The sequence below is a fragment of the Halorubrum ejinorense genome, assembly GCF_055389685.1.
In genome coordinates, this window is record NZ_AP043777.1 from 2,935,436 (window position 1) to 2,960,432 (window position 24,997).

A 24,997-nucleotide genomic window follows, 5' to 3' on the forward strand; every position below is an offset into this window, starting at 1 on the left:
TCAGAGCCCGAACAGGCGAGCGGCGAGCCCCGCGAACGCGATCAGCGCGCCGAGGACGAACGTGCCGGGGATCGGGAGGACGAACACCACCGCGCCGAGGATGATGAGAACCGTTGACAGCCTCATTGTCACCACCATGAGACCTCGTCGGATAGGTATTGTGCCGGGAGCGTCCGCCCCACCGAAACGACCAACCGGGAGCCGCGAGAGGGTGGTCACATGTACGTGGTCGTCAACGCGGCCCAGAGCGTCGACGGGAAACTCGCCAGCCGCCGCCGGGAACAGCTCCGGATCTCCGGACCGGAGGACTTCGACCGCGTCGACCGCGTCAGGGCGGCCGCGGACGGGGTGCTGGTCGGCGTCGGGACCGTCCTCGCGGACGACCCGCACCTCACGCTCGACGAGGAGGACCGCCGCGTCGAGCGGCTACGGAACGGACGGTCCGGCGATCCCGCACGGGTCGTCGTCGATTCCACCGGTCGGACTCCGGTGGACGCCCGGATCTTAGACGACGCCGCGACGACGTACCTGCTCGTCTCGGGCGCGACCGACCGGGAGCGCCGGGAGGAACTCGCCGACGCCGGCGCGGAGGTGATCGTGGCCGGCGAGGAGCGCGTCGACATCGCGACCGGGCTCGATCGGCTCGCCGACCGCGGCGTCGACCGCCTGATGATCGAAGGGGGCGGCGAGGTCATCTTCTCGTGTTTCGAGGCGGGCGTCGTCGACGAACTCCACGTGTACGTCGGCTCGCTGGTGATCGGCGGGCGCGACGCGCCCACGCTGGCGGACGGCACCGGCTTCACCGAGGGGTTCCCCGATCTGACGCTCACCGAGACGGAGCGGCTCGACGACGGCGTCGTCCTCTCGTACGCGGTCGAGGGAGACGACGGGCCGTGACCGGCGACGAGGGGGCGCGACCGGGGTCGCCCGCGGCGGACGGGGGACCCCCACAAAGTATACCACGCTCCGCCCCTCGCCACCGCGCATGGTGACCGAGGAGTTCACGGGAGCGCTCTCCGCGCTCGCGAACGAGACGCGGGTGAAGATCCTCAGGGCGCTGGCCGACGCCGACGAGTCGCTGTCGTTCACCGAGTTGAAGTCCCGCGTCGGCGTGACCGACCCGGGTCGGTTCAATTACCACCTGAGCGAACTGCTAGACCAGTTTGTCAGGGAGAGCAGCGAGGGCTACGCGCTGACCTATCGGGGCGAGGGGCTCGTCGTCGCCGGCGGGTCCGGCGTGTCGGTCGGCGAGTCCGATCTGGCCGGCGAGACGTCCGACTGCCCGGTCTGCGGCGAGGCCGACTGCGACCGGCTCGTCCACGTCCACCTCGCCGCGGGCCCCTGACGGCCGCGCGATCCCGGTCCGCCGTCCGCCTCAAGACGGTAGCGCGTTCCCTGCCCGTCGGCCGTCTCCAGACGGACGCCCGTCCCGCGACGTGTCAGATCGTTTTATGAAAAGTGTTTCTAAAATGACTTATTTCGCTTCGGGGACACGGTTCGTGTATGCGGACCACACAGGTCACGTTTCGGATGCCGCTGGACGCGGAGCGGCGGTTCCTACGGACGTACATGCCGCCGGCGCTCGATCGGCTCGACGCCCGCGACGACGTGGTGTCGGCGTACTTCTGGCGGTTCGGCGACACCGCCACGCACGAGCCGCCGGTCGAGCTCGCGGGCGGCACCGTGGTCGACGGCGGCGGCGCCATCCTCGTGGTGACGGGCGAGCCGGACGCGGCGGCCGCGATCGACGCCGAGCGCCCGCATTGGGATCGATGCCGGGAGCGGGGACTGCTGGAGACCGTCGACGTGCTGCCGTGGACGGAGGGCCCGTACGAGAACGCCCGCGAAAAGATGGTCGACGGCTTCGGCGAGCGGGGCGGAGACCTCGTCTTCCGGCTCCGGCCGATAATCTCGCGGACGACAGCTGACCTGCTGCGGGAGTTCGAGGAGGACCTCCCCGCCGTCGGCGAGCCGACGGACGCGAACCCGAAACCGGTCGGCGACTGGGTGCTGATCCACTACCTCATGAAACAGAACGGACACGACTGGGACGACGAGGTAGACGCCTGCTGCGAGGCGATCGCGAACCGTGCGCAGTCGCTGACGCACTTCTACGACGAGGAGCGCGGGCGGGAGTCGCTGGACCGGGCCATCGAGACGCTGGAGGCGGTCCGGACCGAACTGCTCGAGACGGCCGGATCGTCGGCGGAGTGAGCGGCCCGGACGACGGGATCACCGGCCGGGTACCCCGTCGGACCGCCCGTGCGTCCCGAATCGCGGCCGTCGGCCCGCTGGGAAACGGCGTGTGAACCGTAACCACGGAAATCCTGGGGTACACGCTCCGTGGCACCGGTACGCACGAAAATCACCGAAGTATTTATATGGCATCCAGAGGTAGTTAGCGGTACCAGAACGCCTCTGGCGCTGGTGGAATCGCACGCTGAAATGAACGGAAGTTCTTGCCGACGGCCCGACGCACCACAGCGAGCGTCCGCTATCGCCGGAGCGGTGATGGAGAGATAACAAATGGTAACGAAAGAAGAAGTCATTGAGCAGTACGACGTGGAACCGATGGACGAGGCGGACAACGTGGACCTTTCTGAAGACGACTTGGAGAACGGCTCCAAGGGCCAGCTCATCAAACGAGCCGGTCAGCTGCGAGACCGACGCAACGAGCTGAACCAGATGGCCTCCGAGCGCGCCTCCAAGCGCGACGACCTCAACGCGAAGACTCGCGAGAAGGTCGACGAGGCCCAGGAACACCGCGAGAACCGCGACGAGCTCAACGAGCAGGTCCAGGAACACAAGGACAAGCGCAACGAGCTCAACGCCGATGCCAACGAGCTGTTCGACGAGGTCGAGGAGCTCAAACAGGATCTGGAGCTCGGCTCCGGCAAGTCCATCGAGGAGCTCAAAGAGGAGATCGAAGACCTCGAGTTCCGTCAGCAGACGGAGGTCCTCGACGCGGAAGACGAGCGCGAGCTCATCGAGAAGATCGACGACAAACGCGAGAAGCTCGCCGAGAAGAAGGAGAAGGTCGACGACACGAGCGAGCTCGACGAGCTCGTCGAGGAGGCCGAGGAGGTCCGCTCCGAGGCGTCCCAGCACCACCAGAAGGTGACGGAGCTCGCGGACAAGGCCCAGGAACACCACAACCAGATGATCGAGGCCTACCGAGAGGCCGACGACATCCGTGACGAGGCCGACGAGATGCACGAGCTGTTCGTGGAGGCGCAGGAGGCGGCCGACCGCCACCACGAGGACTTCGTGCGCGTCCAGAAGCGCCTGCGCGAGCTGGACAAGAAGGAGGAGGAAGAGCGGAAAGACGAGCGCGCCGAGAAGCGCGAAGAGGAGAAGGAAGAGGCCGAGGAGATCTATCAGAAGTTCAAGGAGGGCGAGACGCTCGACACCGAGGACCTGATGAAGCTCCAGAAGACCGGCCTCCTGTAAGCCGGCCGACAGCGCGGTTCGACGGCGATTTTCTGCGGTTTTTCTAACGGCGAGCGCCGCGAGCGTCGGTCGAAGCGACGCCGAGCGCGACGACCGGGACGACCGACCCCAGCTACGGCAGCTTATAAACGCGTGCGTCGCCAACCGTCGGTATGGACGACGCGCCGGCGAACGGACGGAAGGGCTTGCTCGCGGCCGCAGCGGTGGGTGCGGCGACGACGCTCGCGGGACGCGCGGTCTTCGCGCGGCTCACCGGGGGACGGTTCGGTGACGCCGAGACGTACAACACCGCGAAGGTGACCGTGTCGGGACCGATCCGGCGGAATCAGGGGCGGCCGTCGCCGCTGTCGGGGTCGGGCGCCGCGACCGCCGACCAGATCGTCGAACAGGTCGAGGCGGCCGACGAAGACGAGGACGTCGAGGCGCTGCTCGTCGAGCTCAACACGCCGGGCGGCGAGGTCGTGCCGAGCGACGACATCCGCCGGGCCGTCGCCGAGTTCGACGGGCCGACCGTGGCGTACGCGACCGACCTCTGTGCGTCCGGGGGCTACTGGATCGCGAGCGGCTGCGACGAGCTGTGGGCGCGCGACGCGAGCCTCGTCGGCTCCATCGGCGTCGTCGGCTCGCGGCCGAACGCGGCCGGCCTCGCGGACAAGCTCGGCATCTCTTACGAGCAGTTCACGGCCGGCGAGTACAAGGACGCCGGCGTCCCGCTCCGCGAGATCGAGGAGGACGAACGCGAGTACCTCCAGGGGATCATCGACGGCTACTACGAGCAGTTCGTCGAGACGGTGAGCGAGGGCCGCGACATGGACCCCGACGAGATCCGGGAGACCGAGGCCCGCGTGTACCTCGGCGACGACGCCGCGGAGATGGGGCTCGTCGACGACCTCGGCACCATAGACGACGTGGAAGCGCGGCTCGCCGACCTCCTCGGAGCGGAGCCCGAGGTGCGGGAGTTCACGCCGGAGCGCGGGCTCGCGGAGCGACTCGGTATCGGCGCCGAGCGGGTGGCGTTCGCGGCCGGTAACGGCGCCGCCAGCGTGTTCGGCGGCTCGGGCGGCGACATCGACGTGGAGCTTCGGTGACGACCGCCGGGGGCCGCTGACGACCACTGGAGTCCGGACGAGGGCCCGGCGATATCGGCGCGATCGGCCGGTTTCCGGGGGCGAACGCGGCGCGGCGCCGCACGGGGAGGATTTTTGTCCGACCGCGGTGTGAGTCGACACGTGACGACGCTGGTCATCTGCGTCGACCGCTCCGGGGCGATCGGTCGCGCCACCAACGTCCCGATGCCGGTCGCCGGCTGGGAGGCCGTCCGGTCGCTGGTCACCGACGCCGGGCTGGACGACCCCGAAGACGCCAGCGTGAACTGCCTGCTGGAGTCGCTGCGGGTGGCTCGCGACCTCAGGGACGAACGCGAGGAGTCGGTGGTAGCGGTCGTCTCCGCCGAGAGCGACACCGCCGTCGGCGCGGACCGGTCGATCGCGTCCCAGCTAGACGACCTCGTGGACCGCTACGAGCCGCGGGCCGCGATCGTCGTCGTCGACTCGGCGGAGGACGAGCGCGTGCTTCCCGTCGTCGAATCGCGGATCCCGGTCGACTCCGTCGACCGCGTCGTCGTCCGACAGGCGCGCGACATCGAGTCCACCTACTACCTGCTCAAACAGTTCCTCGCCGACGAGCAGCTGCGCTCGACGGTGTTGGTCCCCATCGGCGTCGCGCTGCTGTTGCTTCCCGCGCTGTTCTACTGGTTCTCCGCGGGCGAGGCGATCGCGGGCGTCGCCGGGCTGCTCGGCGCCGCGCTGCTGTACAAGGGCCTCGCGATCGACCGGCTGGTGGCCGGGATGCCCGAGCGGATCCGCGAGGCCCTGTACGCCGGACAGGTGTCGATCGTGACGTACGTCGTCGCCGGCGGACTCGCCCTCGTCGGCGGCTTCTTCGGGTTCCTCGCCGCCTCGAACCTCGGCCCCGAGTCGGCCCGGCTCGTCGAGGCCGTAGAATTCGTCTACTCGGCGGTGCCGTGGTTCGCGATCGCCGGGGTGACCGCCTCCGTGGGGCGCCTGCTCGACGAACTGATCCGCGACGAGGAGATCCGAACGCCCTACCTCAACCTGCCGTTCGTCATCGCGGCCGTCGCCTTGGTCGTCCGGGGGTTCGCCGGCTACTTCCTCGCGCAGGAGGCGATCCACGAGCCGCTGTCCGTGTACGGCGTCGCGATGACGCCGGTCCAACAGCTCGCGGCGTTCATCGTCGGCGGCATCGTCGTGTCGCTCGTCGGGGTCAAGGTCGCCAGCGACGTCGGCACCGAGACCCTCGAGGACGTCATCGACACGGAGCGGGACGCGGACGGTCGGCGGGAGTGAGAGCCGGCGAAAGGCGCTGACCCGACCGAGACCCGCGGCGGCGGTCGGAAGGCCTCGCCGCCGGGCGACCGACCGGCTTTTGACGGTCGCGGCCGCGTGAGCGGGCATGGACGTGTACGGACTGATCGGGAACCCGGTCGGACACTCGCTTTCGCCGCCGATGCACGAGGCGGGCTACGAGGCGCTCGGACTCGACGCGCGGTACGTGACCTTCGAACCCGACGCCGACGCCGCGGCCGCGGCGATCGAAGGCGGTGCCGACCTCGGCGTGGCGGGACTCAACGTCACGGTGCCGTTCAAGCGGGACGTGTTGGAGGCGGTCGACCCCGCCCCGCTCGCGGAGCGCATCGGCGCGGTCAACACGGTCGACTACGGCCCGGTCAGGGCCGGCGAGGCCGACCGACCGCACGGTCACAACACCGACGCGGCCGGGGTGACGCGGGCGCTCGCGCACCACGACGTGGCGATCGACGGCCGCGACGCGCTCGTCGTGGGCGCGGGCGGCGCGGGGCGGGCGGCCGCGTTCGCGCTCGCCGACGCGGGCGCGACGGTCCACGTCGCGAACCGCACCCCCGGTCGGGCGGTCGAACTCGCGGAGGCGGTCCCAGGCGCGACCGGCGGCGGTCTCGACGACCTCGCCGAGCGCGTCGCGGCCGCCGACCTGCTCGTCAACGCGACGAGCGTGGGCATGGAGGCGCCCGAGGAGACGCCGGTCCCCGCGGCGCACCTCCACGGCGACCTCGCGGTGCTCGACGCGGTGTACGCGCCGATCGAGACCCGCCTGCTCCGGGAGGCGGCCGACGCGGGCGCGACGACCGTCGACGGGGCGTGGATGCTGCTGTTCCAAGGGGTGGAGGCGTTCGAGGTCTGGACGGGCGAGACGGCGCCGGTCGACGCGATGAACGCGGCGCTGCGGGCGGAGTTGGAGTGAGCCAGGCCGGCGTCGCGGGCGGTCGATCCCGCCGAGACGCTCGGCGCCCGACCCGCGTCGCTCCCGGCGCGGTCAAAACGAGGGGTCGGGCTCGTCGCCCGCTTCGCCCTCGAGCGTCACGCTTCCGCGGTCGTCGTAGTACTTGCGGCCGATGAACGTCTCGTCGAGGTTGCCCACGATCGTGGCGTAGAGGGCGTCCGAGCTCAGATAGCTCTCCTCTTCGACCGGATCGAGGATATCCCGGATGGTCACCGAGTCGCCGGAGGGAGACTCTATTTCGACGGAACCGATTCCTTCGAGCACGGTTTCGCGCGTCACCGGGAACTCGAACGACTGCTCGACGACCCGCTCGGCGTCTGAGTATTCCATGTGTGTGTCGAGAACCGAAGTGTCGGCCTCTGTGTCACTGGCTAGGCGACAGAAACCGATAAACACGGACGCATTTTACGCGGCGGTGATTTCTGATTATATGCGTCACAGTTCTGCGGACGAGACGAGCGGCTCGGCGGTCGGTTCCGGCCGGGGACGGGTTCAAAACCGACCGTCGACAGCGGCGGGCGTTAACTCAGCGTCGGGGCGGCGAGCAGGCCCGCGGTGACGATCAGTCCGACGGAGACCGCCGACGCGCCGTAGAGGAACGGCTTGGCGTCGCGGGCGGGCTCGCGGAGTTTGTCCGCGTCGAGTCCGTCGGCCAGCTTCGAGCCCGCGACCTCGACGAGCCCGGTCCCGACGAACCACAGGCCCAGCATCGTCAACACGAGGTGGCCGCGGGGCGTGCCGGTCAAGCCCTCGAACGTGTACAGCGTGCCGGCCATGTGGCCGCCGGAGAGGACGAACGCGACCGCACCGATCCGGGTGATCCAGCGCAGTCGACCGACGACGGATCCGAGCGCCGTGGTCCCGATATCGCCGCGGAGCGCCGGCGGCAGGACCGCGAGCGTGACGAACAGCACGCTGCCGACCCAGAGGACGGCGAAGCCGACGTGGACCGACCACATGACGGGGTTGAGAACGTCCATACGGCCGGAATGTGCCGACGGCACTTATAAACCGGCAGGACGAGCGAGCGGCGATCGCGGCGGAGACGGTTTTTAAATATCTCGCACGTGTAGCGGTCGCCAATGGCTCTACTCCAGAAGCTCAAGGAGAAACTCGGATTCGGGAGCGGCTCGACTGAGCGCGAATCCACCGAGACGGAAGTGACCGTCGAGCGCGAGTCGGAGTCGGCCGCCGAGGACGACGCGACCGACGACGTGCCCGTCGACAAGACCGAGCCGACCGACGACGTGCCCGTCGACAAGACCGAGCCGACCGACGACGTGCCCGTCGACGAAGCCGAATCGACCGACGAGGCCGAGGGGGGCGCCGAGGAGCCAGTCGCCACGGAGACGGAGGCCGCCGCCTCGACCGAGTCGCTCGTCGACGACGGGGGCGGCGAGACCGACGATACCGCGGCCGACGCGGTCGACGATACCACGGCGGCCGAACCGGCGGAAGCCGCGGGCGAGGCGGACGACGTCGCGGTCGACGACGACGACCGCGGCCCGAGCGTCGAGGAGATCAAAGGCATCGGGCCCGCCTACGCCGAGCGACTCGCCTCGATCGGGATCGAGTCGATCGGCGACCTCGCCGACGCGGACGCCGCCGAGGTGGCCGAGGGAACGAGCGTCGGCGAGAAGCGCGCCGCGACGTGGATCGACCGCGCGACGGAGTTCTGACGGGCGCGTCCGTTCGGGCGACCGCAACTGTTTCGTCGCCTCCGCCGAACGGATTCACATGAGGCGAACGGTACACACCGATCGGGACCGGTTCCGCGCGGTCGCCGCCGCGGCGCCCGACGGCGCACGGGTCCCGGTCGAGGTTCGGGTCGAGGTCGACGACCCGTTCGCGGCCTACCGCCGGGCGCGGGACGGCCCGGGCGGCGTGTTCTACGAGACGACCGGCGGCCAGTCCGGCTGGGGATACTTCGGCGTCGACCCGGTCGAACGCCTGACCGCCGACGCCGAGGCGGCGGTCGTCGAGTCCGAGGGCACGGGTGACTACCGGCGGCCGTCGCCGTCGCTGGCGGCGCTGGAGGGACTTCTCGACGCAGAGACGCTGGCGCGTGGCGACTGCGAGGTGCCGTACCCCTGTGGCGCGTTCGGGTGGCTCTCGTACGATGTCGCCCGCGAGTTGGAGGCGTTTCCGCCCGCGGCCCCCGAGGGCCCCGGCGCGGTCGACGACCGGGGAGTCCCGCGGCTTCAGGCGGCGCTTTTCGACCGGGTCGCGGCGTGGGAGTGCCCGGTAGAAGCGGGTGAGCCGACTACTGACGACGACGCGCCCGTCACCCTCCGGGTCACCGCGTGCCCGCGGGTTCCGGACGGCCTCGACGATCCGAGCGCCGACCGCGACGCGCTCGACGCGCTGTTCGAGGCGGGGCGAGCCCGGGCGACGGACCTGACAGACCGCATCGAGACCGGCGACCCGGCGTCGGGGGGCGCGCCGGCCCCGGGAGCCGAGAGCGCGACCTTCGAGAGCGACGTGGGCCGCGAAGGGTACGCCGACGCGGTGCGGCGAGTGAAGTCGCACGTCCGCGAGGGCGACACGTTCCAGGCGAACGTCTCCCAGCGGCTGACCGCGCCGGCCGCGGTTCACCCGCTCGACGCGTACGGCGCGTTGCGACGGGTGAACCCCGCCCCGTACTCCGGACTGATCGAGTTCGGCGGCCGGCCGAGCGGCGTCGACCTCGTGAGCGCGAGCCCGGAACTCCTCTTGGAGCGCGAGCCGACTGCCGACCCCGAGCGCGGCGCGCGTCTCGTCACGGAGCCGATCGCGGGGACGCGTCCGCGGGGAGCGACGGCGAGCGACGACGCGGCGCTGGAGGCCGAACTGACCGGCGACGGGAAGGAGCGCGCGGAACACGCGATGTTAGTCGATCTGGAGCGCAACGACCTCGGCAAGGTGTCGCGGTTCGGCACGGTCGACGTCGCCGAGTACCGCCGCGTCGACCGCTACAGCGAGGTGATGCATCTCGTCAGTCTGGTCGAAGGCGAGGCGCGGATCGACGTGGGTCTCGCGGACGCCGTCGCCGCCTGCTTCCCCGGCGGGACGATAACCGGCGCGCCGAAGCCGCGGACGATGGAGATAATCGACGAGTTGGAGCCGACGCGCCGAGGGCCCTACACCGGGTCGATGTTCGCGGCCGGGTTCGACGGGCGCGCGACGCTGTCCATCGTCATCCGGACGCTCGTCCGCCACGCCGCCGAGTACCACCTCCGCGTCGGGGCGGGGATCGTCCACGACTCCGACCCGGAGGCCGAGTACGAGGAGACGCTCGCGAAGGCGCGCGCCCTCGTGAGCGCGGTCGACGAGGCGCTCGCGGCCGGCGGCATGGCGGTCGACGAGACGGTCGAGGAGGCGGTCGAGCGATGACGGGTACCGACGCGACCGAAGGGGGAGCGGGCTGGCGTCCGGGCGCGGGCGAGTCCGACGCGCGCGTCCTCGTCGTCGACAACTACGACTCGTTCGCGTACAACCTCGTCCAGTACGTCGGCGAGGTCGCCGGCGCGGTGACGGTGCGACGCAACGACGCGATCGACGTGGCCGGGATCCGCGCCCTCGACCCCGACGGCGTGGTCGTCTCGCCCGGCCCGGGCACCCCGGCGGAGGCGGGCGTCTCGACCGCGGTCTTCGAGCTCGATCGCCCCGTGTTCGGCGTCTGTCTCGGGCACCAAGCGCTGTGTGCGAGCCGCGGGAGCCGCGTGGGACACGCCCCCGACGTCGTCCACGGGAAGCCGTCGACGATCACCCACGACGGTGAGGGCGTCTTCGCCGGGCTCCCCGACCGGCTTCGCGTCGGCCGGTACCACTCGCTCTGCGTCGAGCGGGAGGACCTCCCGGACGAACTCGTCGAGACCGCGCGCACCGAGGACGAGCGCGAGGTCGTGATGGGCGTGCGCCACCGCGAGAAGCCGCACGTCGGCGTCCAGTTCCACCCGGAGAGCATCCTCACCCCTCGGGGAAAGCGGCTGGTGCGAAACTTCGTGGCGGGGTGTGAGCGATGAGCGACGCGGCCGAGGGGGCGGACGCGAGCGACGCCGACCGGGTCTATCACGTCGACGGCGACCTCGTCCCCGCCGCGGAAGCGACCGTCTCGGTGGAGGACCGCGGGTTCGCCTACGGCGACGCCGCCTTCGAGACGATGCGCGCGTACGGCGGCGACCTCTTCGGGTGGGAAGCCCACGCCGACCGGTTGGCGGGAACCTGCGAGACGCTCGGGCTCGACCACGGAATCGCCGACGCGGAGCTGAAGCGACGAGTCGACGAGACGCTGGCCGCCAACGAGTTCGCGGACGCGTACGTGAAACTCTCCGTCACGCGCGGCGTCCAGCCGGGGACGCTCGATCCGGCCCCCGAGGTCGATCCGACCGTCGTGGTGATCGCGAAGCCGCTCCCCCGGGGCGGCGCCGGGAGCGACCCGGTCCACGACGGGCCGGCCGCGGTACAGACGACGAAGACGCGCAAGGTCCCGGACCGTGCGGTCCCCGCGGCGGCCAAGACGCACAACTACCTCAACGGCATCCTCGCCCGACTGGAACTCCGGGTGACCGGCGCCGACGAGGCGCTGATGCTCGACTCGGACGGGCACGTCGCGGAGGGGGCGACGTCGAACATCTTCTTCGCCGACGGCGCCGCGCTCCGGACGCCCTCGCTCGACGGTCCCGTCCTCCCCGGCATCACCAGAGAGACCGTGATCGATATCGCGGAGTCGGAGGGGATCCCGGTCGAGGAGGGGACCTACGCGCCGGACGCCGTCCGCGACGCCGACGAGGTGTTCCTCACGAACTCGACGTGGGAGGTCCGGCCGGTGGCGACCGTCGACGGGATCGCGGTCGACGGCGACGGCGAAGCGGTCGCCGGCCCGCTCACCACCCTGATCTCGCGGCTGTTCGACCGCCGGATCGAGGAGGCGCACTACGACGGCGAACGGCTGTGAGTGAGTCACGGGAGCGCCGAGGTGCCGTCGGATCGGCGGCGGAAAGCCCCTCGGACCGCTCAGAGAGGGTCGAACGCCCTCGACCATAGCATTATCCCGCCGAGGGACCTAGATGGACGAATGGCAGACGACAAGAGCGGCCGCGACAAGCAGGCCCGAGACGAGGAGCGACGCCAGCGCGAACGAGAGATATCCGCCGAGTTGGAGCGCGGCGACGAGGTCGAACCGCCGGTCGACACCTCCGAGCTCGCCTACTTCGAGACGGCGCTCGACGCGGTGACGTTCCCGGCGACCGGGGCGGCGATCGTCTCCGCGGTCGGCGACCGCGAGATCGAGTCGGCCGTCGGCACCTACGCCGTCGCCGACCTCGTGCCCGACGCCGAGGCGGAGACGTTCGACTCGCCCGCGGCGGTGAGGGCTCGGATTCAGCGACCGACGATCGCCGCGGCGATGAAGCGGATCGTCGAGGCGAGCGACCCGCTCCCGAACAGGGAGCTGAGCGCGTCCCAGCGCGAGGCCTACGTGCGGACGTTCCGAGCGCTCGAAGCGATAGACGGCGACGACGACGACGAGGGGATCACGGTCATGGCCGACTGGATCGTCGAGAAGATACGCGACGACGAGAAGATTCCGGGGTCGCGAGACGTCCGCCGAGAGGCCGCGAAGTACTGCCGGAAACACGGCTACGAGGTCCGCGACGACGAGTGGCTCGGCGTCTAGGGGGTTTCGGGCGCCGCGCCGTGCCGTAGCGCCCGCCTCCGACGCGGGAACGCACAACGTTCAAACCCGCAGCGGGCCTCGTTCTGACATGGACGAGCACCGCCGGATCGCCGGCGTCGAGGAGGTACCGGAGGAGAGCACGCTGCTCGCGACGCTGCGACCGGTCGACCCCGAGACGGTCGACGAGGGCGAGGGCGACCTCGGCGAGGGCGAGGACGGGTCGCCGGAGGTCGAGGCGATCCTCACCCGGGCCGCCGGCGAGGTGCGCGCGTTCCGGAACTACTGTCAGCACTGGACGGACGTGCGCCTCGACAAGGACGACGGTGCGTTCGTCCGGAACGGCGAGGTGTTCTGTCAGACGCACGGCGCGACCTTCGAGGCCGACGGCGGCTACTGTAACTTCGGCCCCTGTGAGGGCGCCGTCCTCGAATCGGTCGCCGTTGCGGTCGCGGACGGCGCGGTGTACCTCGACGACGACGCCTACGAGTTCGTGCGGATCGGCCCCTCCGACGGGAAGGGCGACGGCAGCGGCTCGCGGATCGACTTCACCGGAAACTGAGGGTCGGACGCCGCCGGCGACGGCTCAAAAGCGCGTCCGCCCGCCGCTCCCGCCCGCGTCGTCGCGGCCGAGCGCCTTCCGCAGGAAGCTCATCCATCGCTTCTGGTCGGCGGCCTCCTGTCGCTTCGCCTCGGTCTCCGGGTCGGGGGCGTCGAGCCCCTCCAGCGCCTCCAGCGCGCGGTCGATGCCGATGATCGACGCCGCCAGATCCTCGCCCTCCTCGCGGCTCACCTCGTTCTCTTCGATGGGTTCGAGCCGGTCGATCCGCTCGCGCCGGAGGTTCCGCTTGGCGCGCTCGACGCGGTCGCGCTCGCCGGGCGGGACCGAGTCGCGGCGCTTGATCTCGAAGACGAACGAGCGCAGGTCGATCGCCTCGCCCTGTATCTCGATCGACTCCGGGATCTCGACGCCGACCGTCGAGGCCTCGCGGTTGACCCGTTCTAAGAGTTGTTTCCGCTCGAACTCCTTCACGCCGAGCCGGTAGGCGGCGGACGTACTTCGCTCCTTCGCCCCGGTCGGTCCCGGGCGAACCGGTCGCAGGCCCGCAAGGGACGACGTTAACCGCGCCGCGCCGCAAGTGGAAGGTATGGAGTCGCTCGAAGCCGAACTCGACGCGGCCCGCGACCTCGCCGTCGCGGATCTGGCGGACGCCATCGAGTCCATCGGCTTCGAGTGCACGCGCTGTGGGGGCTGCTGTACCGGGTACGCCCCCGACGAGGCGGGAGGCGCGCCCGCAGGGGCGGGCGCGGACGAGGGCGACGGAGCGGCAAGCGCCGAGAGCGGGTCCGGTTGCCACGACGGCGACGACGCCGACCGCGAGCCCCACACGGCGACCGTCTTTCCGGACGAGGTCCGCCAGGTCGCCGACGCCGCCGAAGACGGCACCGACGAGGCGTACGACTGGCGCGACGTGGCCCGCCCGATGCCGTTCGGGCTCGACGCCGACGCGGACGGCGAGCCGAGCGGCGAGACGTTCGAGTGGGCGCTCGCGACCGACGGCTGCGGCGACTGTACCTTCTACGAGGAGTCGGACGGGCAGGGGGCGTGTGCGGTCCACGACGCGCGCCCGCTCATCTGTCAGACGTATCCGTTCAGCGTCGCGTTGGAGGGGACGAGCCAGCCGATGGGCGAGGCGGTCGACGAGGCCGGCGTCGTCCGCGCCCACGAGTGCGAGGGGCTCGGGCGCGACATCTCGCGGGAGGACGCCGAGGAGCTGGCCGCCGCGCTGAAGGAGCGCGCCGTCCGGGAGCTCGAAGAGGCCATCGGCGTCCGCGACGGCTACGACCCCGGCGCCCGAGAGCGAGCCGACGGCGACGTCGTCGTCTTCGACTCCGAGGGCCCGAAGGAGGCGGACGGCCGACCGGTCGACGGAGCGTGAACGGGAGGGGTCGACGGGGCGAGCGCAGGTCTCACGCCACGTCCAGCGCCGCGTCCACGTCGGCGCGGATCGCCTCGCGGGCGGGCTCGTCGGGGAGCGTGAGCGGCGGCCGGACGCGGGGGTCGGGAACGAACCCGCGGTGCGCGGCCGCGACCTTCGTGGCGGGCGCGAACCCGTGGTCGGCGCAGCGCGCGAACAGCGGGGCGACCGCGTGCCGGTGGAGCGTCAGCGCCCGGTCGTCGTCGCCCTCGCGGATTGCCTCGCCGAGCGCGACGAACACCTCCGGGATCACCTGCGAGAGGGCGTGGATGCCGCCGTCGACGCCGAGGCTCGCGCTCGGGTACAGGAGATCGTCGACGCCCTGAAACACGGTGAAATCGTCCGGCGTCCGGTCGACTGCCGCGTCTATCGCCGACACGTCGCCGCTGGTGTCCTTCAGCCCGACGACCGACTCGTGCTCGGCGACGGCCGCGAGGACATCGGGTTCGATCGCCTCGCCGACCGTCGACGGGATGTCGTAGAGGAACACCGGAAGGGGAGCCCCGTCGGCGACCGCGTCGAGGAAGGCCCGCTGTCCCGCCGGTGTCGTCGAGTTGTGGTAGTACGGAAGCGTCACCAGCCCCGCGTCCGCGCCGACGTCGGCGGCGGCCCGGAGCCGGTCGAGGACGCCCGAGACGGTCGTGTCCGCCGCACCCGCGATCACGGGCACCCGCCCGTCGGCCGCGTCGACGACGGTCTCGGTCACGGTCCGGCGCTCGTCGTCGTCGAGGCTGGCGAACTCGCCGGTCGTCCCGCAGGGGACCATCCCGTCGAGGCCGGCCTCGACGAGCGCGTCGACGTGGCTCGCGAGCGCGTCGGCGTCGACGTCGCCGTCCGCGTCGAACGGCGTCACGATCGGGGGCGAGACGGCCGCGTGGGGGAGATCGAGTATCGTCATGTGCGGCCGTTCGGCCGGTGGCGACAAAGGCGTTGGTCCTCGCGGGGCTCGCCGCCCGCCGATTCCTAACTGTGTCGGCGGTACAACTATACTGGCCCGCTACCAGCATTCGGTGGAGTCTACTATGGAAATCTCCGAGAAGCTCCTTTGTCTGTTCAGCGCCGAAGTACGCGAAGCCGACGACGGCGAGTACGTCGTCGACATCCCCAACCGAGAGATCGACACCGGATCCCTGGAGCCGGGCGAGACGTACCGCGTCGCGCTCGTCGCTCGCGACGGGTCCGCGGACGCGGGCGGGGACGTCGACGACTCCGCCTCGCGGAGCGACGACGGCCCGCAGCCGCCGGTCGAACCGGGCGAGATGCGGTACGTCGAGATAGAGGACCTCGGCAAGCAGGGCGACGGGATCGCCCGCGTCGAGCGCGGCTACGTGATCATCGTCCCCGACACCGAGGTCGGCGAGCGCGTGAAGATCGAAGTGACGGAAGTGAAGTCCAACTTCGCCGTCGGCGAGGTCGTCGAAGCGGCGGTGTAGACGGCGGCGCGCCCGCTTAGGCGTCGTCCGGAACGCGCGCGTCCCAGTACGACACCGAAGCGACGTAGTCGCCGGGGATCGTGTTCCCGGCGAGTTCGTCGGCGGCTCGAAACGGCCTCGCGACGGGACCCGGAAGCTCCCGGTAGAAGCCGTACGGTAGCACGAAGTCGTGTTCCTCGTTCGAGAGGGTGAGCCCCGCCTCACCGAGCATGGCGGCGACCTGCCGCTCGGAGTAGAGCCGGGACCCCATCGGGAGCAGCCAAGTGTACAGCGTCCGCAGGCTGCGTCTGTTGAACGTGTCGAAGAACACCTGATCGCGGCTGACCCGGCGGAGCTCCTTCGCGAACGGGACCGGGTCGTCCATCAGATGGAAGAATCGCATCGCGACGACCGTGTCGAAGTGATCGTCCGGGAACGGGAGCCGCGATGCGTCGCCGCGGAGGAACTCGACCGTGTCGGCGTGGCCGGCGGCGGCGACCTTCTCGCGGGCCTGTTCGAGCATCTCGCGGGAGACGTCGAGACCGACGACGTCCGCGCCCTGGTCTGCGAGCATCGTCGTGAACCGACCGGTGCCGCAGGCGACCTCCAGCACGCGGTGACCCGGATCGATGGGGCCCAACGCCGCGAGGACGGCCTCCTTCTCCCGGCGGTCGATGAGCTGTCCGCCGCCGGAGAAGCGGACGTCGTCGTACTCCTCGGCGACCTCGTCGGCCTGGTACCAATCCTGTCCCTTCACGTTGTCCGTGATGGACGCCGGACCGACAAAACCGTACTGGATACGGTCCGGCCCCGACCCCGACGCGGTCGGCCGGAGTCGGGGCGGTCGGTCCCGCTCGGAGCGACCGCAACGGGCGCGACGCGCGACTCGATCATCCGCTCGTGACGACGCTCTCGGCGGGGATCCGCGCTATCACCCGCGCGCCCCCCTCCTCGTCGTGGTGCGGGTACTCGTCGACGCCGAAGTACCGGCGGGCGAGTTCGTCGATGTGCTCGCGCGCGCCCTCCTCCGTCAGTTCGGCCTCGCCGCGGACGGAGACGTATCTGTACGGGTCGTCCGGATCGAGCACGCTGACGCCCACCTTCGGGTTGTTGCGGACGTTCCGCTCCTTGCGTCGCCCGCGGGCGGTGTTCACGAGGACGTACTCTCGGTCCTCGTGGTCGACCCACACCGGCGTGACGTGGGGGAGCCCGTCCGGGCCGACGGTGGCGAAGTGCGCGTACGATTCGGCTTCGAGGATGTCGACGTGGGACTCGGGTATCACGCCGCGGAGTACGGACGCTCGCCGGAAAACGTGCCTGATCGATCACCAATGACGGTTCGCCGACGAGTGATATTAACACATTATATTATCACAGGCAGATTCCCCTATATGTAGCCAACCTTTACCACTATCCGCAGGATTCGTGTGAGACATGAGTACCAGTCCCGCGGAGACCGTTGACCAAGATCGCCTGTCGGAAAGTGAGTATCGCGACCGCCTGCGCGAGCTCCCCCCGAGCGCCAAACTCGTCGCGAAGGTACTGGAGGGCGACGCGCCCCTCTCGCAGGGCGGCCTCGCCGAGGAGTCGCTCCTGCCCGACCGCACCGTCCGCTACGCGCTCAACCGCCTCGAAGAGGAGGGTCTCGTCGACTCGCGGTACAGCTTCAAGGACGCGCGCAAGCAGGTCTACTACCTCACCGTCTGAGCCGGTTCGGCCCGCGTCCGTCGGCCTGACGCGAAACGGCCGGTCCGGTCGGCCACACACGCAGTCCTTTTTACCCTCTCGCACCGATACCACAGCGTATGGACCTCTCGGTCGTCGTTCCGACGCTCAACGGTCGGGACAGGCTCGGCGCCTGTCTCGATTCGCTGGCGGCGCACGCCCCCGACGCAGAGGTGGTCGTTGTCAACGGCCCCTCGGCCGACGGCACGACCGGGATGGTTCGCGACCGCGACGACGTCGACGTGTTGGTCGAGATCTCCGACCGCACGGTGAACGTCGCCCGCAACGCCGGCATCGAGGTGGCGACGGGCGACGCGGTCGCGTTAGTCGACTACGACAACCGGATCGATCCGGGGTGGCGCGAGGCGGTCACGGCCGGCCTCAACGAGGCGCCCGTGGTCTCGGGGCCGGTGACGCCGATTCCCCGGGACGAGACGACCGACGGATCTGAAGCCGCGGGCGGGGCGAACGGCGGCGACAGGGACGACGCGATGGAGGGCGACAGGGACGACGCGATGGAGGGCGACAGGGACGACGCGGTCGCCGACGAGCCGAGCGAGCCGGAACGCAGTCGGATCTCGGGCCGGGACGTCACCTACTTCGAAGGCGGCAACGTCGCGTTCCGAGAGGACGCCGTTCGGGACCTCGACGGCTTCGACGAGTACCTGCGCGTCGGCGGCGCGCGCGACGCCGCCCACCGACTCGCGCGGATGGACTGCGGGGTCGCGTGGCGGCCGGAGATGGCCGCGCGGAAGGAACTACCGACGCCGACCGCCGCCGACGGCGGCCGAAGCGCCCACGAGTGGGGCTGGAAGTACCGCGCGCTCGCCTACCGGCTGACGAAGAACTACGGCGTGCGGCCCTCGGTGCTCCTCCGGACCGGCTCGCACGCGGTCAGCGACGCGGTCGACGCCGCCGGGGACGTGGTCCGCGGCGAGTCGACGCCCTCGCGGTGGGCGGCGACGGGCCGCGACGTGTTGTTGGGGCTCACCGGCGGGACCTCCGACGGACTGGTCGCGCGGCGGAAGGACCGAAGCCCCGCCCGGAACCCGAACGGCATCTCGACGCGCGCGGACCGCGCCGTCGCGAAGTACGACGGACGGGTCGAGGCGGACGGCGACGGCCGAGGCGAGGCGGACGGCGAGCCCCGGACCGAGGCGGACGACAGGCTCGACTGAGTCGTAGAGTGACGAACCCGACGGGGTCGACCCCGACCGAGCCGACATCGCCGAGCGAGCCCCGCGCATTTTAACCCGAGCCGCGGACTACGGCCAGGTAACGAATGGGACTCACGAAGCGTATCATCCCCTGTATCGACGTCGACCTCGACGACGAGGGCGACGCCGCCGTGTACACCGGCGTCAACTTCGAGAACTTGGAGTACACCGGCGACCCCGTCGAACTGGCGAAGAAGTACAACGCGGCCGGGGCCGACGAGTTCGTCTTCCTCGACATCACCGCCAGCGCCGACGGCCGGGAGACGATGCTCGACGTGGTCAACGCGGTCGCCGACGAGTGTTTCATCCCGCTGACCGTCGGCGGCGGCATCCGCACCAAGGCCGACATCAAGGAGACGCTCCGTGCCGGCGCGGACAAGGTGTCGATCACGACCGGGGCCTTGGATCGCCCCGAACTCATCGAGGAGGGCGCGGCCGCGTTCGGCAGCCAGTGCATCGTCATCTCCATCGACGCGCGCCGCCGCCACGACGACGCCGGCGAGCACTTCTACGAGGACGAGGACGGCGAGACGGTGTGGTTCGAGTGCACGAAGAAGGGCGGCCGCGAGGGGACCGGCATCGACGCCGTCTCGTGGGCGAAGGAGGCCGAGGAGCGCGGCGCCGGCGAGCTGTTCGTCAACTCCATCGACAAGGACGGGACGAAGGACGGCTACGACGTTCCCCTGATGAAGGCGGTCGGCGAGGCGGTGTCGACGCCGCTCATCGCCTCCTCCGGCTGCGGGAGCCCCGAGGACATGTACGAGGTGTTCACCGAGGCGAACGCCGACGCCGGCCTCGCGGCCTCCATCTTCCACTTCGGCGACTACTCCATCGAGGAGACGAAGGCGTACCTCGACGAGCGCGGCGTCCCGGTCAGGCGCTGACGGGGCGTTCACTACCTTCGTACTCTTTCTTTCTGGCCGATCGAAACCAACAGTTATTATCCGACCGAGAGCGAATTGTCACGTATGTCCACGTCCACGTCATCCGCACGTGTTCGCGACGGGTCGCCGGAGCTCGTCTGCAAACGGACCGACGACGGCGACGGCGGCGGCGAGGTGACGTTCTTCGAGCGGGACGTCGACCCCGACGAGCGGACGACCCGCTGGGTCACGGTCCGGGAGTCGGACTGTGTCCCGCGCGAAGAGTGGCGATAGAGGCGGTTTTGCGGCGTTTCTGGCACTCAGTTGTTTTTGTCGATCGTGACTGGATAGCGACTAGCTTCGAAGCCCTGATCGCTCGCTCATCGGCCGTTGCTGGCGAGCGGCACACCACCGAAGCCCCAGTCGCGAGGCCGGCGCAGGCGAACCAAGGACCGCAGGGAACGAACGCCGTGAGTGACTGAGGACCGCAGCGAGCGTGCGCCGGCCTCGCGACTGCCCCTTCGAATCCCGCCCCGTACCGCTCCGCACAGCACCTCACGCCTCCCCAGCCTCGTCGGTGGTCCTCGCTTCGCTCCGGACCACCGACTCCCTCGCACGCGCTGTTCGCGCTCTTCGAGCGCTCACAGGCGCGCGCCACCGCACTAAGGGGGCAGAAAGAATCGTCTCCGTCGGTCAGTCGTCCGCGGCGGCGGGGTCGGCGAACTGCGGCAGTTCGTCGTCGAGCAGCGCGACGGTCGCCAGTCGGATCGCGTGCGGCCACCCGAGCGGCGTCGCGCTGTCGGGCGTCCCGTCGTCGAAGAACTGCTCGGGGAGGTACGTCGTCGGCTCACAGAGCGAGCCGCCGGGCGAGACGTGCGAGAGCAGGTCGCGGGCGCGTTCGACCATCTCGGCGGCTCGCGGGTCGTCGCGGGCGGCGAGCAGCGCGGCCAGCTCCGCGCACGCGTTCGCGCCCCAGGCGGTCGAGACGGTCCACACCTTCTCCGAGTCCTGTCCCGTCCGCCGCCAGCCGTCGCCCTCGTAGCGGATCAGGCCGGTGATCGCGTCGGTCTCGTGGTAGAGCCCGTCGACGACCGTCTCGACGTGCGAGACCAGTCGGTCGAGCCGCTCCTCGTCGACCGCGCCGCCCTCGCCGGAGCCGGTCGCGCCCCCACCGAGCGCGTCGAACGAGCGGTGCGCGGCCGCGAGCGCGAGCGTCGAGGAGTCGATCCGGTCGTCGATCCCGCCGTCGGGCGTCTCGCGGAGCGCGTAACACCCGCGTTCGGGCACCCACAGGTCGTCGAGCGCCGCGTACACCTCGCGGGCCTGGTCGCGGGCGTGCGCGGCGAGGTCGTCCGGCAGCGACTCCGCGCCGGGGACGGCGTCGGGGTCGTCGAGCGCGTCGACCGCGAGCCCCTCGCCGTGGCGGCCGAGTTCGCTGTACGCCTCCAGGAACGTCGCGGCGGTGTGGGTGAACCGACCGGCCGAATCCTCCCACGCGTTCTGACAGACCACCGGTCGACCGTCGATCTCCAGCGTCCGGTCGAGTCCCGCGAGCGCGGCGACCAAGGTCCGGTCGAGACCGTCGACGGAGACGCCGGCGGCGCGCGCCTGCGAGAGGTACGCGACGACGCTGCCGGTCTGGTCGGCCTGGTAGTCGAGGTCCGGCCCGTCCTCGATGCGGGCGTTCGCCCACCCGGGCGCGAGCGCGCCGTCGCGGGGCCACACTCGGTGGGGCCACGACCCGTCGGGGCGCTGCGTGTCGACGTACATCCGCGCGGAGCGGGCGTGCCAGTCGTCGAGGTCGACGCCGACCGCGTCCGCGGCGCCGAGCAGGAACCCGGATATCTCGGCGTCGTCGCGGAACCAGGTGTAGCCGTAGCCGCCGGAGTGCTCGTAGTAGGGGTCGAAGTCGGGGCCCGCGATCCGGAGCCCGGAGGGCGCGGACAGAAGCGAGAGGACCCGGAGGTCGGCGACGACCGAGTCGCGCGCCGGCGCCGACTCGGGGACCGAGGGGAGCGCGTCGGCGGCCGCGTCGGTCAGCGCGTCGACGCCGTCGAGGTCCGAAAAGAGCGCGTCGAGACGGTCGCGGGCCGCCTCGCGGTCGGTCTCGTTCCGGTCCGTCAGGAGGGTGGCGACCGTCGCGACGCCGTCTTCGAACGGGACGTCGGCGATCACCTCGCCGGAGAGGCGCTCCTCCTCGTAGCGGTCGCCGTCGCGGTCGCGGGGGAGCTCCGTCGGGTCGTCGTCGAGGAGTTCGGGGAAGGTCGTCGGGAGCTGTCCGCGGAGGTCGGAGAAGCCGGTCGCGCTCGCGAGGAAGTCGTGCTCGTCGGCGTGGTACACCTCGACGGCGTCGTCGAACCGGAGCTGTCCCACGCGGTCGTCGCGGCCGTCGGGGGCGAAGCGGGCGTAGACGACGAGCGAGGCGTCATCGGGGTCGGCGTCGTCCGAGAGATCGACCGACGCTCGGGTGAGGTGTGCGTCGCCGAGCGTGACGTCGTGGCGGGCCACCGTCCCGCGGGCCGTCTCGTGGGTCGTCTCGATCAGCGCGGTGTCGCCGACGTACCGCTGTGTCGTGTCGGCCTCGTCGAGCCAGGTGACCTCGTCGCCGACGGCGAGCCCGATCCGCGACCGGACGAGGCCGGTCTGGCCCGTCAGCGGGTAGCCGAAATCGCGGAGTTCGCCGTCGTCGCCGACGTGGACGAGCCGCCCGTCGCCGCCGGAAAACCGACCGGAGACGGTGCGCCGCTCGCCGGGGAAGCGCGTCCCGTCGCCGGCGTGGCGCTTGTAGTCATCGAGCGCGTCGCGAAGCTGCATTACGCGGTTACACGCGGCCACCGCGTATGAAGCTTTGGTGTAATTATTTTTCATTCGTTACGGAGACGGAAACCCTCATACGCCGGCGCGACGAGAGACCGGGCGTGTACGAACCCGGCCCCCCGCGAACGACGAGCGTCGGCGAGTCGGTGGAACTGGCGCCGCGAGCCCCGGACCCCGAGGGAACGTACCGCTGGCGCGTCCGCGACGCCCCCGCCGAAAGCGCCCTGTCGGCCGGCGACGGTCCGGACCGGACCGCGAGCGGCCCGCCGAGTCCGGCGGTCGCGAGCGGCGCGGACGGGGCGATGGATGGCGTCGGAGCCGACGCGTCCGCGGACGCGACGGCCGCGTCGGCGGTGTTGCGGGCGAGCGAGACGAGCCGCGAGGACGACCCGGTCGTCCACCTCGTCCCCGACGTCCCCGGCACCTACGTCCTCGCGCTCGACGCCCCGGACGGCGGCCACCGCCAGCGCGTGCTGGCCTTCCCGGACGAGCGGCGCGAGGCCGAGATCCGCGTCCCGGCCGCCGACCTCGCCGTCGACGAGGACGTCGACCGCGTCTCCCTCCTGTGGGCGCACGGCGAGAACCGACTGGCGCGCCACCGACCCGAGCGCGACGGCGACGAGTGGGTCGCCTCGGTGCGCGTTCCACCCGGGAGGCACGGGTACGGCTTCGTCCCGAACGACGACCGATCGGCGGCGTCTCACGGCGTCTGCGAGGTGCCCGGTCCGGGCCGGCCGCGAGTCTCGCTCGACGCGACGGTCGTCGAGGCCGACGAGACGGACGCGGCCGACCGACTCCGGCTGACCGCCGCGGCCGAGCCGGCTCCCGCCATCGACGGCGTCGAGCGCGGCGGCGACCCGGACGCGATCGACGTGACGTTCCTCGTCGACGACCGCGACGCCGACCCCGAGACGGTCGCGGCGATCGAGTCCCTGGCGGACGGGCGGACGCTCTCGGTCCCGCTCGAGGACCTCCGGGGCGACGGCGTCGCCGACGCGGTTCGAGTACACGCGGTGCCCCGCGGAGAGCGCTACGGCGCCGCGGAGACGGTTCGGATCGAGCCGGGGCCCGACGCGGGCGGCGCGGACGCGGAGGCCGTCGCCGTCGACGACCCGCACGCGACGCCCGAGTGGGCCGCGTCGCCGACGATCTACGAGGTCTTCGTCCGATCGTTCGCGGGCGACACCCTGCCGACGACGTTCCGCGAGATCGAGCGACGGGTCGAGTACCTCGATTACCTCGGGGTCGACGCGCTCTGGCTCACGCCGGTCCTCGCCTCGCCGACGGACCACGGCTACCACGTCACCGACTACTACGACACCGCGAGCGACCTCGGCTCCCGCGAGTCGTTCGAGTCGCTCGTCGACGCGTGTCACGAGGCCGGGATCCGCGTCGTCTTCGACCTGGTGATCAACCACACCTCCCGCGACCACCCGGCGTTCCAACTCCACTCCGCGGGGGTCGACGCGTACGCCGACCACTACCGCCGGACCGACGGCGCGGCGGACGTGACCGGGATCGACTGGGCGGAACTCGGCGACGGCGACATGCCGGACTACTACTTCGAGTGGGGCCGGATCCCGAACCTCAACTACGACAGCCCGGCGGTGCGCGCGTGGCTGCTCGACGTGATAGACGAGTGGGCCGCCGTCGTCGACGGGTTCCGCGCCGACGTGGCGTGGGGGGTCCCCCACGGCTTCTGGAAGGAGGTCGCAGACCGCGTCCCCGAGGACGTGCTCCTCTTAGACGAGACCCTGCCCCACGACCCGTTCTACGGCGAGGGCGAGTTCCACCGCCACTACGACACCTCCCTGTACGAGACGCTCCGCGCTATCGGCGCCGGCGACGAACCGGCGGACGCGGTCGAGACCGCGCTCGCGCGCGGCGAGTGGCTCGGGTTCGGCGACGGGCGCTCGCAGATGCGGTACGTCGAGAACCACGACGAGGACCGCTACCTCGCGGAGTACGGTCGAGACGCGCTCCGGGCGGCCGCGGCGGTGACGTTCACGCTGCCGGGCGCGCCCATGATCTACGCCGGGCAGGAGCGCGGCAACGAGACGTACCGCGGCCCCGTTCGGTGGCACGACGGGGACAACGACCTCACCGGCTTCCACCGCGAGTTGGCCGCGTTACGCGAGGCCGAGCCGCTGCTCCGCGACGGGGCGGTCGAGTTCGGCGGGCGGGCGGCCGACGTGCGGGTGATCGAGGGCGACGCCGAGCGCGTCACCGCCTACGAGCGAACCGCGACCGAGCGCGCGGAGGCCGGTGACCCCGAGGAGGACGCGCTCCTCGTCGTCGTCAACTTCGCCGCCGAACCGGCGACCGTCGCGGTTCCGGACTCGGTCGACGCCGACCTGTTCGGCGACGGCTCGCTTCGGGGCGCGACCGAGGGAGCCGACGACGGCGAGACGCGGGTCGCGGTCGACGCGGTGGCGGTCCTCCGGTAGGTCGGGCGGAGCGGTGTCACGGGTCGATACGCGCGGCAGATTCGACGGACGCCGCCCCGGACCGACCCTTATAAGTGTCGCTCGGACGGGGCGTTCGT

General features: G+C 71.0%; 28 protein-coding genes. 20 read left to right on the plus strand and 8 right to left on the minus strand.

The window, feature by feature from the left end; translation table 11 throughout:
* Positions 1-126, minus strand: coding sequence for a hypothetical protein (locus ACZ5KW_RS16080; RefSeq protein ID WP_343777189.1), 126 nt, complete (start codon positions 124-126; stop codon positions 1-3).
* 93 nt (positions 127-219) lie between these two features.
* Here ACZ5KW_RS16080 and ACZ5KW_RS16085 point away from each other — a divergent pair, with 93 nt between their 5' ends.
* The 7 genes from ACZ5KW_RS16085 (at position 220) to ACZ5KW_RS16115 (ending at position 6,747) form a co-directional block, all read left to right on the plus strand.
* Positions 220-897 carry a 2,5-diamino-6-(ribosylamino)-4(3H)-pyrimidinone 5'-phosphate reductase gene (locus ACZ5KW_RS16085; RefSeq protein WP_343777187.1) on the plus strand — a complete coding sequence of 226 codons (678 nt, stop codon included), beginning with the start codon at positions 220-222 and terminating at the stop codon, positions 895-897.
* An 88-nt stretch (positions 898-985) separates the two neighbouring features.
* Positions 986-1,345: an ArsR/SmtB family transcription factor gene (locus ACZ5KW_RS16090; protein WP_343777185.1), complete on the plus strand. Its 360-nt coding sequence runs from the start codon at positions 986-988 to the stop codon at positions 1,343-1,345.
* 158 nt (positions 1,346-1,503) lie between these two features.
* Complete coding sequence (locus ACZ5KW_RS16095; protein ID WP_343777184.1) at positions 1,504-2,214, plus strand: hypothetical protein; 711 nt, start codon at positions 1,504-1,506, stop codon at positions 2,212-2,214.
* A 312-nt stretch (positions 2,215-2,526) separates the two neighbouring features.
* Positions 2,527-3,450 (plus strand): coiled-coil protein, encoded by a 924-nt coding sequence (locus ACZ5KW_RS16100; protein WP_343777182.1) that lies wholly within the window; start codon positions 2,527-2,529, stop codon positions 3,448-3,450.
* 152 nt (positions 3,451-3,602) lie between these two features.
* Entirely contained in the window at positions 3,603-4,538 is a 936-nt protein-coding gene (sppA, locus tag ACZ5KW_RS16105; RefSeq protein WP_343777180.1) for a signal peptide peptidase SppA, read from the plus strand.
* Positions 4,539-4,679: 141 nt separating this feature from the next.
* Positions 4,680-5,816: a DUF373 family protein gene (locus tag ACZ5KW_RS16110; protein ID WP_343777178.1), complete on the plus strand. Its 1,137-nt coding sequence runs from the start codon at positions 4,680-4,682 to the stop codon at positions 5,814-5,816.
* A 106-nt stretch (positions 5,817-5,922) separates the two neighbouring features.
* Positions 5,923-6,747: a shikimate dehydrogenase gene (locus tag ACZ5KW_RS16115; RefSeq protein ID WP_343777177.1), complete on the plus strand. Its 825-nt coding sequence runs from the start codon at positions 5,923-5,925 to the stop codon at positions 6,745-6,747.
* 72 nt (positions 6,748-6,819) lie between these two features.
* On the opposite strand, the gene ACZ5KW_RS16120 is transcribed toward ACZ5KW_RS16115, so the two are convergent.
* Both ACZ5KW_RS16120 and ACZ5KW_RS16125 read right to left on the minus strand, forming a co-directional pair.
* The gene (locus ACZ5KW_RS16120) at positions 6,820-7,182 is read right to left on the minus strand and encodes a DUF5789 family protein (RefSeq protein WP_343777175.1); all 363 of its coding nucleotides are present in this window, start codon (positions 7,180-7,182) and stop codon (positions 6,820-6,822) included.
* 125 nt (positions 7,183-7,307) lie between these two features.
* A complete protein-coding gene (locus tag ACZ5KW_RS16125) occupies positions 7,308-7,766 on the minus strand; it encodes a transporter (protein WP_343777173.1) in 459 nt (152 codons plus the stop codon).
* 102 nt (positions 7,767-7,868) lie between these two features.
* Between ACZ5KW_RS16125 and ACZ5KW_RS16130 the strand changes: the two genes are divergently transcribed.
* The 6 genes from ACZ5KW_RS16130 (at position 7,869) to ACZ5KW_RS16155 (ending at position 13,001) form a co-directional block, all read left to right on the plus strand.
* Complete coding sequence (locus tag ACZ5KW_RS16130; protein WP_343777171.1) at positions 7,869-8,465, plus strand: helix-hairpin-helix domain-containing protein; 597 nt, start codon at positions 7,869-7,871, stop codon at positions 8,463-8,465.
* 58 nt (positions 8,466-8,523) lie between these two features.
* Complete coding sequence (locus tag ACZ5KW_RS16135) at positions 8,524-10,158, plus strand: anthranilate synthase component I family protein (protein WP_343777169.1); 1,635 nt, start codon at positions 8,524-8,526, stop codon at positions 10,156-10,158.
* The gene (locus ACZ5KW_RS16140) at positions 10,155-10,790 is read left to right on the plus strand and encodes an anthranilate synthase component II (protein WP_343777166.1); all 636 of its coding nucleotides are present in this window, start codon (positions 10,155-10,157) and stop codon (positions 10,788-10,790) included. The genes ACZ5KW_RS16135 and ACZ5KW_RS16140 overlap by 4 nt, the downstream gene beginning before the upstream one ends.
* A complete protein-coding gene (locus ACZ5KW_RS16145; protein WP_343777164.1) occupies positions 10,787-11,722 on the plus strand; it encodes an aminotransferase class IV in 936 nt (311 codons plus the stop codon). Before ACZ5KW_RS16140 ends, ACZ5KW_RS16145 begins: the two co-directional genes overlap by 4 nt.
* A gap of 120 nt (positions 11,723-11,842) precedes the next feature.
* Positions 11,843-12,442 (plus strand): DUF5789 family protein, encoded by a 600-nt coding sequence (locus tag ACZ5KW_RS16150; RefSeq protein ID WP_343777161.1) that lies wholly within the window; start codon positions 11,843-11,845, stop codon positions 12,440-12,442.
* An 88-nt stretch (positions 12,443-12,530) separates the two neighbouring features.
* Positions 12,531-13,001 carry a Rieske (2Fe-2S) protein gene (locus ACZ5KW_RS16155; RefSeq protein ID WP_343777159.1) on the plus strand — a complete coding sequence of 157 codons (471 nt, stop codon included), beginning with the start codon at positions 12,531-12,533 and terminating at the stop codon, positions 12,999-13,001.
* 24 nt (positions 13,002-13,025) lie between these two features.
* Here the strand turns inward: ACZ5KW_RS16155 and ACZ5KW_RS16160 are convergent, their stop codons facing one another.
* A complete protein-coding gene (locus ACZ5KW_RS16160; RefSeq protein ID WP_343777157.1) occupies positions 13,026-13,472 on the minus strand; it encodes a DUF5788 family protein in 447 nt (148 codons plus the stop codon).
* A 115-nt stretch (positions 13,473-13,587) separates the two neighbouring features.
* On the opposite strand from ACZ5KW_RS16160, the gene ACZ5KW_RS16165 reads away from it, so the two are divergent.
* On the plus strand, positions 13,588-14,379 hold the full coding sequence (locus tag ACZ5KW_RS16165; protein ID WP_343777155.1) for a YkgJ family cysteine cluster protein: 792 nt from the start codon (positions 13,588-13,590) through the stop codon (positions 14,377-14,379).
* Positions 14,380-14,410: 31 nt separating this feature from the next.
* Here ACZ5KW_RS16165 and ACZ5KW_RS16170 read toward each other — a convergent pair whose 3' ends face one another.
* Positions 14,411-15,316 carry a dihydrodipicolinate synthase family protein gene (locus ACZ5KW_RS16170; RefSeq protein ID WP_343777153.1) on the minus strand — a complete coding sequence of 302 codons (906 nt, stop codon included), beginning with the start codon at positions 15,314-15,316 and terminating at the stop codon, positions 14,411-14,413.
* 124 nt (positions 15,317-15,440) lie between these two features.
* Between ACZ5KW_RS16170 and ACZ5KW_RS16175 the strand changes: the two genes are divergently transcribed.
* The gene (locus ACZ5KW_RS16175; protein ID WP_343777151.1) at positions 15,441-15,851 is read left to right on the plus strand and encodes a TRAM domain-containing protein; all 411 of its coding nucleotides are present in this window, start codon (positions 15,441-15,443) and stop codon (positions 15,849-15,851) included.
* A 16-nt stretch (positions 15,852-15,867) separates the two neighbouring features.
* Here ACZ5KW_RS16175 and ACZ5KW_RS16180 read toward each other — a convergent pair whose 3' ends face one another.
* Positions 15,868-16,587: a class I SAM-dependent methyltransferase gene (locus tag ACZ5KW_RS16180; protein ID WP_343777150.1), complete on the minus strand. Its 720-nt coding sequence runs from the start codon at positions 16,585-16,587 to the stop codon at positions 15,868-15,870.
* A 133-nt stretch (positions 16,588-16,720) separates the two neighbouring features.
* A complete protein-coding gene (locus ACZ5KW_RS16185; protein ID WP_343777149.1) occupies positions 16,721-17,113 on the minus strand; it encodes a PPOX class F420-dependent oxidoreductase in 393 nt (130 codons plus the stop codon).
* A 151-nt stretch (positions 17,114-17,264) separates the two neighbouring features.
* Here ACZ5KW_RS16185 and ACZ5KW_RS16190 point away from each other — a divergent pair, with 151 nt between their 5' ends.
* From ACZ5KW_RS16190 to ACZ5KW_RS16205, 4 genes are all read left to right on the plus strand, one after another.
* Positions 17,265-17,537 (plus strand): MarR family transcriptional regulator, encoded by a 273-nt coding sequence (locus ACZ5KW_RS16190; RefSeq protein WP_343777147.1) that lies wholly within the window; start codon positions 17,265-17,267, stop codon positions 17,535-17,537.
* Positions 17,538-17,635: 98 nt separating this feature from the next.
* Positions 17,636-18,733 carry a glycosyltransferase gene (locus ACZ5KW_RS16195; RefSeq protein ID WP_343777146.1) on the plus strand — a complete coding sequence of 366 codons (1,098 nt, stop codon included), beginning with the start codon at positions 17,636-17,638 and terminating at the stop codon, positions 18,731-18,733.
* Between the two features lie 104 nt (positions 18,734-18,837).
* On the plus strand, positions 18,838-19,656 hold the full coding sequence (gene hisF, locus ACZ5KW_RS16200; protein WP_343777144.1) for an imidazole glycerol phosphate synthase subunit HisF: 819 nt from the start codon (positions 18,838-18,840) through the stop codon (positions 19,654-19,656).
* Between the two features lie 84 nt (positions 19,657-19,740).
* Positions 19,741-19,929, plus strand: coding sequence for a DUF7511 domain-containing protein (locus ACZ5KW_RS16205; protein WP_343777142.1), 189 nt, complete (start codon positions 19,741-19,743; stop codon positions 19,927-19,929).
* Positions 19,930-20,328: 399 nt separating this feature from the next.
* Here ACZ5KW_RS16205 and ACZ5KW_RS16210 read toward each other — a convergent pair whose 3' ends face one another.
* Entirely contained in the window at positions 20,329-22,449 is a 2,121-nt protein-coding gene (locus ACZ5KW_RS16210) for a DUF7997 domain-containing protein (RefSeq protein WP_343777140.1), read from the minus strand.
* 104 nt (positions 22,450-22,553) lie between these two features.
* On the opposite strand from ACZ5KW_RS16210, the gene ACZ5KW_RS16215 reads away from it, so the two are divergent.
* Positions 22,554-24,899: an alpha-amylase family glycosyl hydrolase gene (locus tag ACZ5KW_RS16215; protein ID WP_343777139.1), complete on the plus strand. Its 2,346-nt coding sequence runs from the start codon at positions 22,554-22,556 to the stop codon at positions 24,897-24,899.
* Positions 24,900-24,997: the final 98 nt, after the last annotated feature.

Coding starts and splice junctions, on each gene's coding strand:
- ACZ5KW_RS16090 (WP_343777185.1), top strand. CDS start 986: ATGGTGACCGAGGAGTTCACGGGAGCGCTCTCCGCGCTCGCGAACGAG.
- hisF (WP_343777144.1), top strand. CDS start 18,838: ATGGGACTCACGAAGCGTATCATCCCCTGTATCGACGTCGACCTCGAC.
- ACZ5KW_RS16125 (WP_343777173.1), bottom strand. CDS start 7,766: ATGGACGTTCTCAACCCCGTCATGTGGTCGGTCCACGTCGGCTTCGCC.
- ACZ5KW_RS16100 (WP_343777182.1), top strand. CDS start 2,527: ATGGTAACGAAAGAAGAAGTCATTGAGCAGTACGACGTGGAACCGATG.
- ACZ5KW_RS16140 (WP_343777166.1), top strand. CDS start 10,155: ATGACGGGTACCGACGCGACCGAAGGGGGAGCGGGCTGGCGTCCGGGC.
- ACZ5KW_RS16115 (WP_343777177.1), top strand. CDS start 5,923: ATGGACGTGTACGGACTGATCGGGAACCCGGTCGGACACTCGCTTTCG.
- ACZ5KW_RS16095 (WP_343777184.1), top strand. CDS start 1,504: ATGCGGACCACACAGGTCACGTTTCGGATGCCGCTGGACGCGGAGCGG.
- ACZ5KW_RS16130 (WP_343777171.1), top strand. CDS start 7,869: ATGGCTCTACTCCAGAAGCTCAAGGAGAAACTCGGATTCGGGAGCGGC.
- ACZ5KW_RS16205 (WP_343777142.1), top strand. CDS start 19,741: ATGTCCACGTCCACGTCATCCGCACGTGTTCGCGACGGGTCGCCGGAG.
- ACZ5KW_RS16195 (WP_343777146.1), top strand. CDS start 17,636: ATGGACCTCTCGGTCGTCGTTCCGACGCTCAACGGTCGGGACAGGCTC.
- ACZ5KW_RS16155 (WP_343777159.1), top strand. CDS start 12,531: ATGGACGAGCACCGCCGGATCGCCGGCGTCGAGGAGGTACCGGAGGAG.
- ACZ5KW_RS16165 (WP_343777155.1), top strand. CDS start 13,588: ATGGAGTCGCTCGAAGCCGAACTCGACGCGGCCCGCGACCTCGCCGTC.
- sppA (WP_343777180.1), top strand. CDS start 3,603: ATGGACGACGCGCCGGCGAACGGACGGAAGGGCTTGCTCGCGGCCGCA.
- ACZ5KW_RS16175 (WP_343777151.1), top strand. CDS start 15,441: ATGGAAATCTCCGAGAAGCTCCTTTGTCTGTTCAGCGCCGAAGTACGC.
- ACZ5KW_RS16145 (WP_343777164.1), top strand. CDS start 10,787: ATGAGCGACGCGGCCGAGGGGGCGGACGCGAGCGACGCCGACCGGGTC.
- ACZ5KW_RS16135 (WP_343777169.1), top strand. CDS start 8,524: ATGAGGCGAACGGTACACACCGATCGGGACCGGTTCCGCGCGGTCGCC.
- ACZ5KW_RS16190 (WP_343777147.1), top strand. CDS start 17,265: ATGAGTACCAGTCCCGCGGAGACCGTTGACCAAGATCGCCTGTCGGAA.
- ACZ5KW_RS16170 (WP_343777153.1), bottom strand. CDS start 15,316: ATGACGATACTCGATCTCCCCCACGCGGCCGTCTCGCCCCCGATCGTG.
- ACZ5KW_RS16150 (WP_343777161.1), top strand. CDS start 11,843: ATGGCAGACGACAAGAGCGGCCGCGACAAGCAGGCCCGAGACGAGGAG.
- ACZ5KW_RS16080 (WP_343777189.1), bottom strand. CDS start 126: ATGAGGCTGTCAACGGTTCTCATCATCCTCGGCGCGGTGGTGTTCGTC.
- ACZ5KW_RS16085 (WP_343777187.1), top strand. CDS start 220: ATGTACGTGGTCGTCAACGCGGCCCAGAGCGTCGACGGGAAACTCGCC.
- ACZ5KW_RS16210 (WP_343777140.1), bottom strand. CDS start 22,449: ATGCAGCTTCGCGACGCGCTCGATGACTACAAGCGCCACGCCGGCGAC.